At 69.7% G+C, this 13,606-nt stretch carries 10 protein-coding genes and 2 pseudogenes; 8 read left to right on the top strand and 4 right to left on the bottom strand.

Annotation, left to right across the window (positions count from 1 at the left end):
- Positions 1-8: 8 nt before the first annotated feature.
- From OG927_RS35305 to OG927_RS35320, 4 genes are read left to right on the top strand one after another with little or no spacing between them, the layout of a single operon-like run.
- Positions 9-737 (top strand): class I SAM-dependent methyltransferase, encoded by a 729-nt coding sequence (locus OG927_RS35305; protein ID WP_209471819.1) that lies wholly within the window; start codon positions 9-11, stop codon positions 735-737.
- A complete protein-coding gene (locus OG927_RS35310; RefSeq protein WP_330321573.1) occupies positions 734-2,584 on the top strand; it encodes an ABC transporter ATP-binding protein in 1,851 nt (616 codons plus the stop codon). The genes OG927_RS35305 and OG927_RS35310 overlap by 4 nt, the downstream gene beginning before the upstream one ends.
- A complete protein-coding gene (locus OG927_RS35315) occupies positions 2,581-4,344 on the top strand; it encodes an ABC transporter ATP-binding protein (protein ID WP_209471551.1) in 1,764 nt (587 codons plus the stop codon). Before OG927_RS35310 ends, OG927_RS35315 begins: the two co-directional genes overlap by 4 nt.
- A 53-nt stretch (positions 4,345-4,397) precedes the next feature.
- Positions 4,398-5,801: a salicylate synthase gene (locus OG927_RS35320; RefSeq protein WP_330321574.1), complete on the top strand. Its 1,404-nt coding sequence runs from the start codon at positions 4,398-4,400 to the stop codon at positions 5,799-5,801.
- Positions 5,802-5,859: 58 nt separating this feature from the next.
- Here the strand turns inward: OG927_RS35320 and OG927_RS35325 are convergent, their stop codons facing one another.
- Positions 5,860-6,417 (bottom strand): class I SAM-dependent methyltransferase, encoded by a 558-nt coding sequence (locus OG927_RS35325; RefSeq protein WP_330321625.1) that lies wholly within the window; start codon positions 6,415-6,417, stop codon positions 5,860-5,862.
- Positions 6,418-6,719: 302 nt separating this feature from the next.
- Between OG927_RS35325 and OG927_RS36150 the strand changes: the two genes are divergently transcribed.
- Positions 6,720-7,154 carry a Fur family transcriptional regulator gene (locus OG927_RS36150; RefSeq protein WP_209471548.1) on the top strand — a complete coding sequence of 145 codons (435 nt, stop codon included), beginning with the start codon at positions 6,720-6,722 and terminating at the stop codon, positions 7,152-7,154.
- A gap of 790 nt (positions 7,155-7,944) precedes the next feature.
- Positions 7,945-8,361, top strand: coding sequence for a CobW C-terminal domain-containing protein (locus OG927_RS35330; RefSeq protein WP_330321626.1), 417 nt, complete (start codon positions 7,945-7,947; stop codon positions 8,359-8,361).
- Between the two features lie 201 nt (positions 8,362-8,562).
- Here OG927_RS35330 and OG927_RS35335 read toward each other — a convergent pair whose 3' ends face one another.
- From OG927_RS35335 to OG927_RS35345, 3 genes and pseudogenes are all read right to left on the bottom strand, one after another.
- The gene (locus OG927_RS35335; RefSeq protein WP_330321575.1) at positions 8,563-9,738 is read right to left on the bottom strand and encodes a GTP-binding protein; all 1,176 of its coding nucleotides are present in this window, start codon (positions 9,736-9,738) and stop codon (positions 8,563-8,565) included.
- A gap of 6 nt (positions 9,739-9,744) precedes the next feature.
- Positions 9,745-9,915 carry a 50S ribosomal protein L32 gene (gene rpmF, locus OG927_RS35340; protein ID WP_033300568.1) on the bottom strand — a complete coding sequence of 57 codons (171 nt, stop codon included), beginning with the start codon at positions 9,913-9,915 and terminating at the stop codon, positions 9,745-9,747.
- 408 nt (positions 9,916-10,323) lie between these two features.
- Positions 10,324-11,234 (bottom strand): annotated as a pseudogene (locus OG927_RS35345) (hypothetical protein); the annotation flags it as partial.
- Between the two features lie 51 nt (positions 11,235-11,285).
- Here OG927_RS35345 and OG927_RS35350 point away from each other — a divergent pair.
- Both OG927_RS35350 and OG927_RS35355 read left to right on the top strand, forming a co-directional pair.
- Positions 11,286-12,020: an iron chelate uptake ABC transporter family permease subunit gene (locus OG927_RS35350; protein WP_330321576.1), complete on the top strand. Its 735-nt coding sequence runs from the start codon at positions 11,286-11,288 to the stop codon at positions 12,018-12,020.
- Between the two features lie 70 nt (positions 12,021-12,090).
- Positions 12,091-13,400: pseudogene (locus OG927_RS35355) on the top strand (ABC transporter ATP-binding protein); the annotation flags it as partial.
- Positions 13,401-13,606 lie beyond the last annotated feature (206 nt).

Consider the following 13,606-nt stretch of genomic DNA (forward strand, 5'->3'; position numbering starts at 1 on the left):
AGAATCCTTTGATCGACTACTACTCGACCTCGGCCGAGTTCTACGAAATGGTCGCCACCCGGCACACCGCCAGCAGCGGACCACCGCTCAGGCGTGTCCTCGAAGGTGTCGACACCTCATACGGCCCCGTGCTGGAGATCGGCGGGGGCACCGGACGCGTGACCGAGGTCATCGCATCAGCACTGCCGCAGGCGGAGATCATCGTGGCGGAGCCTTCCGCAACGATGCGCGCCATGCTCACCTCACGGGTCGCCCGCAATCCCGATCTACGCCGCCGCGTCACCGTGGTGGACGGAGCGGCCCAGGACTTGCCCCTGCCCGAAAAACTGTCCGCCGTAGTCATCTTCGGCGTCGCGGGCCACCTCACGGTCCCCGAGCGGGTGGCTCTCTGGAAGCGGCTCGCCGCCTGCCTGCCGGACGGCGCACCCATCGTCGTGGAACTGATGGGCGTCTCCTCCCCACGCGTCATTCCGCCGGTGATGTCCCTCAGGGAGACCATCGGACGCCAGACGTACGAGTGGTGGATCGGCGGCGAGCCCACCGAGGGCGACGCCATGCGGTTCACCACCACCTGGAAGGTCCTGTCCGACGGCCGCACCGTGCGCGAGGTGACCGACAGCTACGTCTGGCACACCTTCGACGTCGCCCGGCTCGCCGCCGAAGCGGGCATGACCAGCCGCCGCATCACCGAGGCCGGCGGACAGGCCATCCCCGAGATCGGAGTCCTCGTCAAGTGAAGCCGCACCCGTCCGGCTACGGTCCGGACCCCACACCCCCCTCCACCCCGCAGCCCGCGCTGCGTACCCTCCTGAGCGGTGCCCGGGGGCGCCTCGCCCTCGCAGTCGGTCTCCAGACGGTCGCCTCCCTCGCCGGAGTCGTCCCGTTCATCGCCGTCTCCCGCATCGCGGACCGTCTCACCGACGGCTCCCAGGTCGGCGGCGACGACCTCTGGCCGCTGGTCGCACTCGCCTGCGCGGCGGGTCTGCTCGCCCTGCTGTGCGGTTCGGCGGCCGGCGCCGTCAGCCACCTCGCGGACAACGACCTCCAGCTCGCACTCCGCCGACGCCTCGCCCAGCACATCGGGCGACTGCCCCTCGGCTGGATCACCACGAGGGGAACCGGCCAGGTCAAGCAGGCGGTCCAGGACGACGTACGGGCCCTGCACACCCTGGTGGCCCACACACTCCTCGATGTCGTCGGCGTCCTCACCGCCCCGGTGCTCGCCCTGGTCTACCTGTTCACCATTGACCCGAGCCTGGCCCTGATTAGCGTCCTGCCGCTGGCCCTCGGCGTGTTCCTGTTCAGCAGGGCCATGTCCGGAGCGGGGGCGCAGATGGCCGAGTACGGAGCCGCGCTCAGCCGCATCTCCTCCGCGGCCGTCGAGTTCGCCGGTGGCATCGCCGTCCTCAAGACGTTCGGCCGCGGGCGCACAGCGTACGAACGCTTTCTGGGCGCGACCGACGGCTTCGCCGACTTCTTCTCCCGGTGGGTCCGCGCGACGCTCGCCACCTCGACCGCCGCAGTGCTCATCGTCTCCCCGGCCGTGGTGCTCCTCCTGCTGGCCGTGGCGGGCGCGGTGTCCGTGACCAACGGCTGGACGACCGGTGCCGAACTCGTGCCCTTCCTGCTGCTCGGCCCGGCCGTCGCCGCCCCTATGGGCGTGGTCGGCCCCCGCATCCAGCAGATCCGGGCCGGCCAGGCGGCAGCCGTCCGTATCTCCGCACTGCTGGACACGCCCGTCCTGCCCGACTCAGGGACACCGAGCGTGCCCGAGCACAACGGTGTCTCCCTGCGCGGAGTGTCCTTCTCCTACGACGGCCGCACCGACGCGCTCAGCGACATCCACCTGGATCTCGCCCCCGGCACCGTCACCGCGCTCGTCGGCCTCTCCGGGTCCGGCAAGTCGACCCTGGCTTCGCTGCTGCCCCGCTTCCACGACGTCACGGCAGGCACGGTCTCCATCGGCGGCGCCGACATCCGGGATATCCCCGCCGGTGAGCTCTACCGCCGTATCGGCTTCGTCCTCCAAGACGTGCGACTGCTCCGGGCGAGCGTCGCCGACAACATCCGTCTCGGCCGGCCCGGCGCCACCGACGAGGAGGTCGAGCGGTGCGCCCGCTCCGCACGCATACACGACCGGATCATGGCCCTGCCCGACGGGTACGCCACCGAGGCCGGCACGGACGTCACCTTCTCCGGTGGAGAGGCCCAACGCCTGTCCATCGCACGGGCACTGCTCGCCGACGCCCCCGTCCTCGTCCTGGACGAGGCCACCGCCTACGCCGATCCGCACTCCGAGGCGCTGATCCAGGACGCGCTGTCCGAACTGGCGCGAGGCCGCACGCTTCTGGTCATCGCACACCGGCTGGAAACGGTCCGCACCGCCGACCGAATCGTGGTCCTGGAAGGCGGACGCATCACCGAGCAGGGCCGCCATGAGGACCTGGTGACCAGGGGCGGCCGGTACGCCCGACTATGGGAAGCCCAGCGGGAGGAGCCACAGTTCGCCACGCCCGGCCGGGTCTCCGCCGCCCTGCACACGGACGGAACCCAGGACGACATCCGAGAGGGAAGCTCACGATGATCCGCCAGCTGTACAAGGTCCTGGGGCGCGAGGGCTCACGTCCCCTGAACACCCTGCTCGTCCTCCTCTGTACCGCGGCCGTCCTCCAAGGCGTCGCCTTCGCCCTGCTGGTGCCCACGCTGCGTGCTCTGCTCGGCGACCACCCGGACGGTGTGTGGCCATGGCTGACCGCCCTCGTCGTCATCTCTCTCGGCTACGCGGCCCTGCAGGGCGCCGCCCTCAAGGGCGGCTTCACCGTCGGTTCGCAGCTCTCCCGGGTCCTGCACCGTCGCCTCGCGACGCGGGCACTGGACCTGCCCCTCGGCTGGTTCACCGCGGGACGGGCCGCCGAGTTCAGCCGCCTCGCCGGGCAGAACGTCATCCAGGTGATGAACATGCCCGCCCACCTGCTGAGGCCCTTCGTCGGCTCGCTGCTGACCCCGGTCACCCTGGTGATCGCGACCTTCTTCTTCGACCGGCGGACGGCGCTCGTGCTGCTCGTCTGCGCCCCCGTGCTGCTGGCCGTACACACGGCGAGCACCGCCGTCATGCGTCGCCTGGACGAGGGCCGGGACGGTGCGATCGGCGAAGCCTCGGACCGTGTAGTGGAGTTCGCGCAGAACCAGCCCGTCCTGCGGGCCTTCGGCCGGACCACCGAAGGCTACGGGGCTATGGACGACGCCCTGGTCGCGGAGTCGCGGGCCGACCGCCGACTGATCGTCCGCGGCCTGCCCGGCCTGGTCTCCTTCGCCTTTGCCGCTCGGTTGGTGTTCGCCCTGCTGCTCGCACTGGGCGTGTCCTGGCACCTGGACAATTCGCTGACGGTCCCCACCCTGCTGGCGCTCCTCGTCCTGACGGTCCGTCTGATCGACAGCCTCTCCGGGGCGGCAGACGTGGGCGCGGGGATGCGGATCGCCCGTAACAGTCTGGAGCGGCTCGGCGCCGTCCTGGACGAGCGGCCGTTCCCGCAACCCGCCGAGCCGCAGGTACCCCAAGGGGCCGAGGTGGAGTTCGAGGGGGTCGAGTTCCGTTACGCGGAGAAGGATGCGACCCAGGAACAGGCGCGAACCACGCGCCCCGTGCTCGGCGGTGTGAGCTTCCGGCTTCCGGCACGCAGCATGACCGCTCTCGTCGGTCCCTCCGGGGCAGGCAAGACCACAGTCGCCAGGCTGCTTGCCCGCTTCTGGGACACCACGGGCGGCACCGTCCGGATCGGGGGAGTCGACGTACGGCAGATCGCACCCGAGGTGCTCGCCGCTCATGTCTCCCTGGTCTTCCAGGACGTCTATCTGTTCGAGGGCACGATCGAGGACAACGTCCGGATCGGTGCGCCGGACGGAGACTACGAGCGGTTGGCCGGGGCCGCAAGGCTCTCCGGGCTCGACCGTGTGATCGAGGAACTGCCCGACGGCTGGGCCACCAGGGTGGGGGAGGGCGGCATCGCGCTCTCCGGCGGTCAGCGCCAGCGCGTGTCCATCGCCCGTGCCCTCCTCAGGGACACCCCGATACTCATCCTCGACGAGGCCACCGCCGCGCTCGATCAGGAGAACGAGGCCCTGCTCGCCGAGACGGTCCGCACGCTCGCCGCCGAGAAGACCCTGCTGGTCATCGCCCACCGGCTCAGCACGGTCGTCACTGCTGATCAGATCCTGGTGCTGGAGGACGGCGGGATCACCGAGCGCGGCACCCACAGCGAGCTGGTCACAGCGGGCGGCACCTACGCCTCCTTCTGGGAACAGCGCACCCAGGCCCACGGCTGGCGGCTGGAGACGACGCCATGACCACCGTCCGCGCCCTGACGACGAGCGGAACACCACAGGAAAGGCACACCAGCATGACGACAGGCTCTCCGTACGACTGGGAGGAATGGGGGAGATCCGTACCCGAGCTCCGATGTACGAGCAGCATGGAAATGCCCTACGAGGACCCGTCGGCCGCAGCCGTGCGCCTCACGGACGCGGGACTGGACGACGAGTCCGCTGTGTACGAACAGGAGGGCTCCTGGTACTTCGCCGCAGGCTCCGCGGTGACGCTCACGGCGTCCGCTGTGAGCGTCACCGCAAGGGCGGACGGACGGACCTGGACCGCCGAGGCGGGCAAGCGACCGCTGGAGGTGTTCGCCGCCGCACTCGACGCCCTGGGCGACGCCGGCCATCAGGACCGCCGCTTCTACGGCTGGTCCGCCTTCGAGCTCGCACACATCCTGCACGGCGACCCGGCGGCGGCCGGTACACGCCCCCTGCTGCACGCGCTGGTCCCCTGTGTCGAGGTGTCCCTCACGCCTGGCCGGGCCGAGATACGGGCCGTCGACGAGGCGTGGGCCCGGAAAGTCGGCGAACTGCTCGCTGAGTCCCCTGCTTCCGCCACCCGGCCCGCCTCCGTCGGGGTGGCACCGGACCGGGCCGAACACCTCATCACCGACGGCACCGCAGCCTACGGAGAAGCGGTTGCCCGCACCGTCGCGGACATCCGGGCGGGACTGCTGGAGAAGGCCGTAGTCTCGCGTGCGGTTGCGCTGCCCGCCGGGCCGGTTGCGGATTTCGCAGCGACCTACCTCGCCGGCCGACGGGCCAACACTCCCGCCCGTTCGTTCCTCATCGACCTCGGCGGGCGCAAGGCCACCGGATTCAGCCCCGAAACGGTGCTGGAGGTCCGGCAGGATGGCCGGGTAAGCACGCAGCCGCTCGCGGGCACCCGCGCTCTGGGACCTGACCCGGAGGAGAACGACCGACGGCGGGATGAACTGCTCACGGACCCGAAGGAGATCCACGAGCACGCTGTTTCCGTGCGCCTCGCGTGTGACGAGATGGAGGCGGTCTGCCGCCCCGGGTCCGTCGTGGTCGAGGAATTCATGGCGGTCAGGCCACGTGGTTCGGTGCAGCATCTCGCCTCGCGTGTCACGGGACGGCTCCGTTCCGGCACCGGCCCATGGGCGGCCTTCGCCTCGCTCTTTCCCGCGATCACCGCCACGGGCTCACGGAAGAGGGCTGCGCTGAGCGCACTGGTGCGCTACGAGGAGGGCCCCCGGGGACTGTACGGCGGCGCGGTCTTCCGAGGGGGCACGGACGGTTCACTTGACGCGGCCCTGGTCCTTCGGACGCTGCTGGGGGAGGGGGACAGGGCCTGGCTCCGTGCGGGCGCCGGCGTCACCGGCCAGTCCGTTCCCGCACGGGAGATCGAGGAGACGTGCGAGAAGCTGCGCAGCGTAGCTCCCCATCTCAGGTACGCCGAGGGGTGACGGCCGTACCGTACTTTACCGGAGGGCAGAGGCAGTATTGCCCCTGCCCTCCGTGCGCCTACTGCCGGATGGCGACGAGGACGTAGCTGTTGCCCACCTGCCAGACAGGAGTGGCATGACCGAAGCCCGCTTCGGCCAGCAACTCGATGTACCGACCGAGCGTGACGGCGCAGTCGGCGTGGACGAGGCCTGGCTTGCGGCGCTCGGCGCGCAGCCCCGTCAGCTCGGGCTCGTTTTTGATGGCGGACCACCATGTCTCCCAGTCCTCGTGGTCGAAGGCATGACGGCGTTCGACCCGGCGGACGCCTACGAACTCTGCGATCTCTGCGAACCCGGCCCCGCCCTGCGACAGGTGGTCCGCGTTGATCAGTATCCCGCCGGGCCGCAGGAGGGTCCTCAGCTCGGCGTAGGTGCTCCGCAGTATGCCTTCGGGGAGGTAGTGAAGCGCGGTGGCGGACACGACCGCGTCGATCGGCCCCTGAAGTGCGAGGGCGCTCGTCCAGCCCTCCTCGCCGATCACCGCTTCGACGTACCGTGCGGCGTCCGGATGACGGGCGCGGGCCAGTGCCAGCAGCAGCGGGTCCATGTCGACGGCGACTATCTCGGCCTGCGCCAGGCGCTCGTCGAACTAATTGGAAATGATTACCATCTCGGATAATGTGAGGGGCGGAAGCCGACATGGCGGCGGGCCCGACCGCACCGCCGACGGCGGATGCCCCAGATCCACCGACGGCGGGGTCGGGCCAACTGGCCTGAAGGAGCGCCAGGCGGTATGCCGGGCCCCCAGGCGTTTGCCGCGGCCGGTGCTGGGCTTCTCCTTCCTGGTGCCGGCCCTCCTTTTGAGACGGCCCGTACGTGGGTCGACTCCGAAGGCTGATTGACCAGCAACTGCACCTACTTGCACGTAAGGAGGCGACGATGGCCAGCGATTCGTCGGCTGCCGTTCCCGATCGACCCAGACGTCGCCACGCAGCAGATCGACGGCCTGAAGTACTGGACGCCCTCCGAAGGAACGGAGGGTTTGTACGTGCTCAGAGCCTTCACGCGTCGATGACGCAGCAGGGAATCCGTATCGGCCTCACCACGGTGTACCGGGCGCTGGCTGCCGCAGACGCGGAAGGGAGGCTCGAAGCGGTATACACGCGCAGCGGGGCGAAGGCGTACCGGTACCTACCTCCGGTCCATGAGCACCACTTGACGTGCCGGGTCTGCGGAGCCGGCGTCGCGTTCTTCTGCCAGGTGCTGGAGGACTGGGTCGCGCAGCTCGGGCCTCGTCACGGGTTCGAGGACGTGCGGCACGCTGTCGCCGCGACGGGCACCTGCCCCGGTTGTGCGTTAGGCGATGCGGGCTGAGAAGGGCTTATGTAGGCCTGCCCGGCCCTGATAGCGCCACCCTTCCAAGGGGCATCGCCCCGTCGTCGCGCCACCTCACTTGAATGGGAACCCACCTGTCCAAGGGGCTGCTCAGTGTTGTCACGGGCAACACGCCGGCCGTACGAGGGAGAGCCGTTGACGGACTCGTGCGGCTGTCAACGGACGCAGTCACCCTGGCGGTGTCAGTCCATGGACGCGTGAAGAACGTCCCTCGGTCCAGCGCTTCCTCTCCGGAGGCGATCCGTGTACCGAGACGATCGCTCCCAAGGCTGCCACGGGGAGCCCGGCCGTGATCCTCCGGCAGGACCTGCTGTCGCTCCGCCGGACCGCAGGAAGCGACCATGTCATTCTCGCTCTCCCCGAAAACCTGGACATCCTGGCCTTTCTCGTGGAGTTGTGGCGAACCCGAAGCGGTGCGACCTCCCTCGGGGACCACTACGCGCGGCGCCGGTCCTGGTGGGTGTCGACCCGGCGCCGTTCATGGCTGACATCGGTTGCGTACACCAGGCCGTTCGCCTGTGGAACGGCTGGGACCGCACGGCTCCGCTCACGCAGGCCGAGGCTGCTGCACGGCAGGTCGAGTCCGCCGATGTGCTCTACGTGCCCGCGCGAAGGACGCCGACAGCGGGTACGCATCAGGTGTGGCGTCCCTGGTCGAGCAGATCAACGGTACCGCTCTGCTTTTCGACCCGTCCGCCGACGAGAAGCACCTTATGCGTACCCGCTGTCGGCCGACTTCGGTGAACAGTGGCTGGTGCGCCTGGATTCCATGGTGATCCCCGGCATCCGGCGCGGATCCACCCACCTCGAGCCCTCCGTCGAGTCTGTGCGGTGGCGCGCCCGCCGTCCCGTCCACCCGCAACGCCTGGCCGACGCCCTCGCCAAGGTCATGAGGGGAGTCACACGCAGCCGAGGCCATCTGTGGCTTTCCAGCCGTCCCGATTCCGTGGTCACCTGGCGCTCCGCAGGCGCACACCTGGACCTGCGAGAGGCGGGCAGGTGGCTGGAGCCGGAGGAAACGCGCGCTTGGCAGGCCGCCACACCTCAGAGACGCACCCTCGCGTCGTGGTTCTGGCACGACTGTTACGGGGAGCGGCGCAACGAGATCGTCCCGTCCTCACCGGAGTGGATCTCGATGAGCAGCCACCCGACTGGCACTCGACGAGGTTTTGCTGACCGGTCGTGAGCCGGCGCAGGGCAGGGCAGGGATGCGGGGGCGGCGGTGCCCGACCCGTTGCTCGGGTGACGGCTCACTGATGGAGGGGAGTCCTGCAGTCAGGCGCAAATGGACCCCGTCGACCGATGTCATGGTCGACGGGGCCCACTTGTATGCGGTATGGGCCGGACCAGACGATGCCGTGGCTGCGACCACCGCCCGGCCCGGAGTTCAGGGGTGCGCTGCCAAGGCGTCCGGGTGCTCGTGCTCACGCGAGTCGTCGATGCCGTACGTGTCCCATTCGGGGAAGTGGTCGGCCGCGGGCCGCGCCTCACCCTCGGACATCAGGCATGCGGACAACGCTTCGTGGAGTGTCTCCGCGCGCAGATCCGTACCGATGAAGACCAGTTCCTGACCCTGCGTGGTCATGGAGTCACGTGCGCCGGACGGCTCGAAGCGGGCCACGGAGCCTGCCTGCGACCAGAGACCGGTTACATTCGGCCGACTGGACAGCCAGAAGAAGCCCTTGGAGCGCAGAACCCGTCCGTACCGGCCGCTGTCGAGCCCGTCGGTGACGAACGTCCACAAGCGGTCGGGATGGAAGGGGCGGTCCGAACGGAAGACCATGCTGGAGATTCCGTACTCCTCAGTCTCCGGCATATGGTCCCCGTTCAGCTCCCGCACCCATCCGGGAGCCTGCTGGGCCCGTTCCAGGTCGAAGAGGCCGGTACCGAGGACCTCGGACAGTTCGACGCGCCCACGGCTGACGGGCACGATCCGGGCCGCAGGGTTGAGGCGGGTGAGCGCGGCGTTGAGCTGCTCACGCTCTCGTCCGTCCGCAAGGTCGAGCTTGTTGAGCACGATGACGTCGGCAAACTCGATCTGGTCCATGAGCAGGTCGCTGACCGTGCGCTCGTCATCCTCGTACTGGTCGAGTCCACGCTCGGCAAGGCCGTCACCTCCAGCCAGTTCCGGCAGGAAGTTGGCCGCGTCGACCACTGTGACCATGGTGTCGAGCCGGGCTAGGTCGCCCAGCGTCGCCCCGTCGTCGCGGGGGAAGGAGAAGGTGGCGGCCACCGGCATCGGTTTCGAGATGCCGCTGGACTCGATCAGCAGGTAGTCGTAGCGCCCTTCACGGGCGAGCCGGTCCACTTCCTCGAGGAGATCGTCGCGGAGGGTGCAGCAGATGCATCCGTTGGTCATCTCGACCAGGCGTTCCTCGGTGCGTGAGAGTGCTGCCTCACCTCCGCGCACCAGCGCCGCATCGATGTTGATTTCGCTCATGTCGTTGACGATCACTGCGACTCGCAGGCCCTCACGGTTGCCGAGGACATGGTTGAGCAGTGTGGTCTTGCCGGCTCCCAGAAAGCCGGAGAGCACAGTGACGGGCAGCAGGTCCTGCGCCATGAAGGATCAGTCCTCGGGGTGCAGGAGGCCGCGCTCGTATGCCTTCACCAGCCGCTGCGGCACCTGGTAGACGGAGCCGTCGACGGTGACCGGCACGAGCTGAGGCGTCGTGGCCTTCCACTGGGCGCGGCGGTGACGGGTGTTGCTGCGGGACATCTTCCGCTTCGGGACTGCCATGGAGACCTCCTGGGTCGGCGTAGGCAACGAACGCTATATGAAAATGATAGTCAATATCAAATGGCTCGGTTGGTATGACGCTGTTTCTCCGTCGGTGATTCCTCCCGAGGGCGGCGTACTCCTCGCCGACTTGCGGTCGCCCCCTCCGGCGTCCTCTCGCGGTTGAGGTTGCTCCTTGCGCACACTGTTCCCGTTGCACCATGGGCGAAAGGGTGGACGGCCGGAACCGGGGGTCTTTCAGCCGTGCGGGCGGGAGTGGTTGCTCCCCTTGCACTCTGTGCTGGGTGTCCGGCGCCGGCACGGCGGCACGTGGCGCCGGTAGTGCGGGTGACACTGCTCCCGCTGTCTCCCGCGGCTGGTGAAGCGTGGTCCGTGCGCTGACAGGGGTGCGCCACCTTGAGTGCCCCTTCAACGCCTCACGGGGTCGCCGTCGGTGCCGTCGTTCCAGCTATGCAACATCGCGTGGCCTCCATGTTGCAGGGGTGTACTCGTCTTCAGGCGGGTCGCCTCGTGATCCGTCCGGCGTCGAAGATGTGCACCTCGCCGTGGCCGCCCCGTGTGACGGCGACCCAGTCGGAGCCGGGCGAGGCGGCCACCGCTCGGCGTTGGACGCCTTCCCAGGGAGTGCCGCCGCGAGACGGCGCACCGTCCATGGCGGGGAGGGGGACGCGGCGCAGGGTTTCGTCGGCGCACAGGAGAACCAGTTCGTCACCGTCGGGATGGATGTGGGTGAAGACCGTGTGATCACGGGCGAGGGCCAGCCGGAAGACCAGGCCCGGGCCGAGGTCCGTGAGGTGCGTGCGCCCCGTCACCAAGTCGTGGCGCCACGCCTGGTTCGTCCAGTCCGGCCACCGCAACGGCTCCGGGTGGCCGCCGCGTAGCGTGCTCCACAATGCCCGTCGGTGAGTGTCGAGGCGCAGGTACCAGCCTCGGGCTGGTGACTCCCACGGAATCACCGCCTCGGCCGCCAATCCGTCAGCCATCCTGCGTGCTGGATGTACTCCCTCGCTCGTGGCGGCGAACACGCGGCCTGAGTCGGGGTCCTGGGCGTCACCGTGGCCGTCGTCAGGCAGTGGCAGGACCATGTCAGGCGTGACGGTGGGGCAGCCGGGCCGAGCCGCGAGGAGATCCGCGAACCGGTGTGCGGCCAGCGCGCCGGGTTGCCGGTGCCGCAGGACGACGAGCGGGTCACCACCGCCAAGGACCGTCACCCCCGGTTCCCCGGCGCGTGTGCGTACCCGTGCGGCCTCTCCGGTCGCGAGGTCGACGACTGTCAACAGGTCCGACCAAGGCTCGATGTTCTTGCCCAGGCCGGTCGTGCCGACGGGCTGGGGCGTAGCCCGTCCGCAGTGCTGCTGACCGGCGCCGCGGTGGCCGCCGCGTTGCAGGCCGCGCTGCTCGTCCTGATGGTCATGGCGGATCAGTTGGACCTTCAGCTCATCTACCGGTATCTGTTGGGTTCTCTCTCCGCCCGGACCTGGGAGGACGTCACGGGGCTGTGGCCGTGGCTGCTCGTCGCGGCTCCCGCCCTCGTGCTCTGTGCGCCTGTCGCCTGTGCTCTTGGTCATGCGTCTGGGCGACGAGGATGCCGAGGCGCTGGGTGTGCGTGCCCGGCGGGCGCGGCTGGCCGCGCTGGCCTCGCCGTCGTGCTGATCGCACCCGTGACGGCCGTATGCGGACCCGTCGCATGGGTGGGGTTTCTCGCCCCGCACCTGGCGCGATGGTTCAACCCTCGTGCAGGTGCGGTGCGTTGGCTTCCCTGGTCCGCCGTGTGGGGTGCCGTGGTCGTGGCGGTCGCCGACGTCCCGGCGCGTCTGGCACTGGCGCCGGTGGAGACGCCGGCCGGTGCCTGGACGGCCTTGCTGGGAGTGCCCGCGGGGATCGCCCTGATGCGTTCCCGGCGCCGCGACCGGATGACCGAGGGCAGTCGAACCGGTGCGGGGGCGGTGCGCACGCTGGTGCCTGGACCGCGTACCGACACCCCTCGTCCGGACGTCGAGGCACCTCATGCCGGAGGGCGGGGGAACGACAGCCAGGAGGAGCCCGGCGCCCGCGGCACTGTGCCACTGCCCGGCGAGACGACTGGTACGGAGGAAGCACGGTGAGGTGGCGTTTCGTAGCACTGTCGGCTTTGGCCGTCGTGTGCGCCGGACTGGAACTGGTGGCCGGACGCGGCAGCTCCTTGCTTCGGGAACGGTCTTCACCGCCGCACGGCGGTCCTCGCTACGGTGGAGCCGTGGCTGCTGGCTGCCGTGCTGCCGATCGCAGCGCTGCTCACCGAAACCCCCTTCGCCGAGGCACGTGGGCGCGCGAGGCGTGGTGCCCGCACCCGGCAGGCCGGCGCCGAGCTGTCGGCCGACGCCGTCGAGACTGTCGACGGACTGCGTGAACTGCTCGCCTTCGGCGCCCTCGACGACCGACGAAGCCGACTGGCGGAACGCGGACGGCGGGTGGGCGACGCCCAACGCGTCGAAGCCACCCGGGAGGCCCTGGCCGCCTCGGTCCGTGACCTTCTCATCGTGGTGGCCGTCCTCGGTGTGGTAACCGCGGTGGCGCAGTCCGTGACCTCGGGGCGGCTGCACAGGGCGTGGGCGCCGGCAGCGATGGCCCTCGCCCTCGCCGTCCTCGGCCCTGTCGCGGAGTCGGCCCGGTCCCTGAGCCAGGCCGTGTCCCTGCGTGCTGCCGCCTCCCGCGTGGGCACTGCGGTCAAGGATCCAGCCCTCGCTCCGCCGCCGCTCTCGCCCCGCTCTCTTCCCCCGGGCCGGCCCCCTGGGCGTCCGGCTGCAGGGGGTGAGATTCGACTACGGCGGCGGTCCCGTGCTGGACGGCGTCGACCCGACCGTTCCAGCCGGGCAGACGCTCGCCCTGGTCGGCGCTTCGGGCGCCGGGAAGTCGACGTGCGCCCATATCCTGGCGCGCTTCCGGGACCCAGCCGCCGGAGCGGTACAGCTGATACCCGCGGACGGGGCCCCCATCGACGTAAGCGAGGTGGATGATGCCGAACTTCGCCGGTCCGCCGCGCTGGTGGGACAGGAGACACCTCTCTTCCACGGCACCCTCGCCGACAACCTTCGCCTCACCGCGCCGACGCCGACGACGACCTCCTCGCCGAAACGGCACGTCTGTGCGGCGTCGACCGAATCGCCCCGATGGACACCCTGGTCGGAGGGCGCGGCGCCACCCTCTCCGGAGGCCAGCGAGCCCGCATCGCCCTCGCCCCCGCGCTCCTGACACAGCCGAGAGTCCTGATACTGGACGAGTCCACCGCCCGCCTGGACAACACCAGTGACGCCGAACTCGCCACGGCGCTGCATCAGGAGGGGCGCACGACCGTTGTCATCACCCATCGCCGCGCCACCATCCGCCGGTGTGACCGCATCGCGGTCCTTGACGCCGGACGGGTCACCGAGGAAGGCACTTGGGAGGAACTGTCCGGACGCTCCGAAAGTGCGCTCAACCGCTGCCTCGTTCACATCCCGGCCTGACTGTCGGGTAGTGCGACGGCTGAGGTGAGGCAGCACACATCCCGCGGGTCTTCTGTGAAGCGCGGGCCGTAAACCGACTCGAGGCACGCTTGTGCGGCAGGCGTGACCGGTCGAGGTCACGATGGTGGTGGGGCATAGCTGGCGTAACCGGGGGCGACAAGGGGCTATGGATCACATTCCAGGCCACCAGCGTGGTGATGAGGATC

This window comes from Streptomyces clavifer (genome assembly GCF_036345975.1).
GTDB classification, from domain to species: Bacteria; Actinomycetota; Actinomycetes; order Streptomycetales; family Streptomycetaceae; genus Streptomyces; species Streptomyces clavifer.

Excerpts from the sequence above, each read along its gene's own strand:
- OG927_RS36150 (WP_209471548.1), top strand. The coding sequence starts at position 6,720 with ATGGCCAGCGATTCGTCGGCTGCCGTTCCCGATCGACCCAGACGTCGC.
- OG927_RS35320 (WP_330321574.1), top strand. The coding sequence starts at position 4,398 with ATGACGACAGGCTCTCCGTACGACTGGGAGGAATGGGGGAGATCCGTA.
- OG927_RS35315 (WP_209471551.1), top strand. The coding sequence starts at position 2,581 with ATGATCCGCCAGCTGTACAAGGTCCTGGGGCGCGAGGGCTCACGTCCC.
- OG927_RS35330 (WP_330321626.1), top strand. The coding sequence starts at position 7,945 with ATGGTGATCCCCGGCATCCGGCGCGGATCCACCCACCTCGAGCCCTCC.
- rpmF (WP_033300568.1), bottom strand. The coding sequence starts at position 9,915 with ATGGCAGTCCCGAAGCGGAAGATGTCCCGCAGCAACACCCGTCACCGC.
- OG927_RS35335 (WP_330321575.1), bottom strand. The coding sequence starts at position 9,738 with ATGGCGCAGGACCTGCTGCCCGTCACTGTGCTCTCCGGCTTTCTGGGA.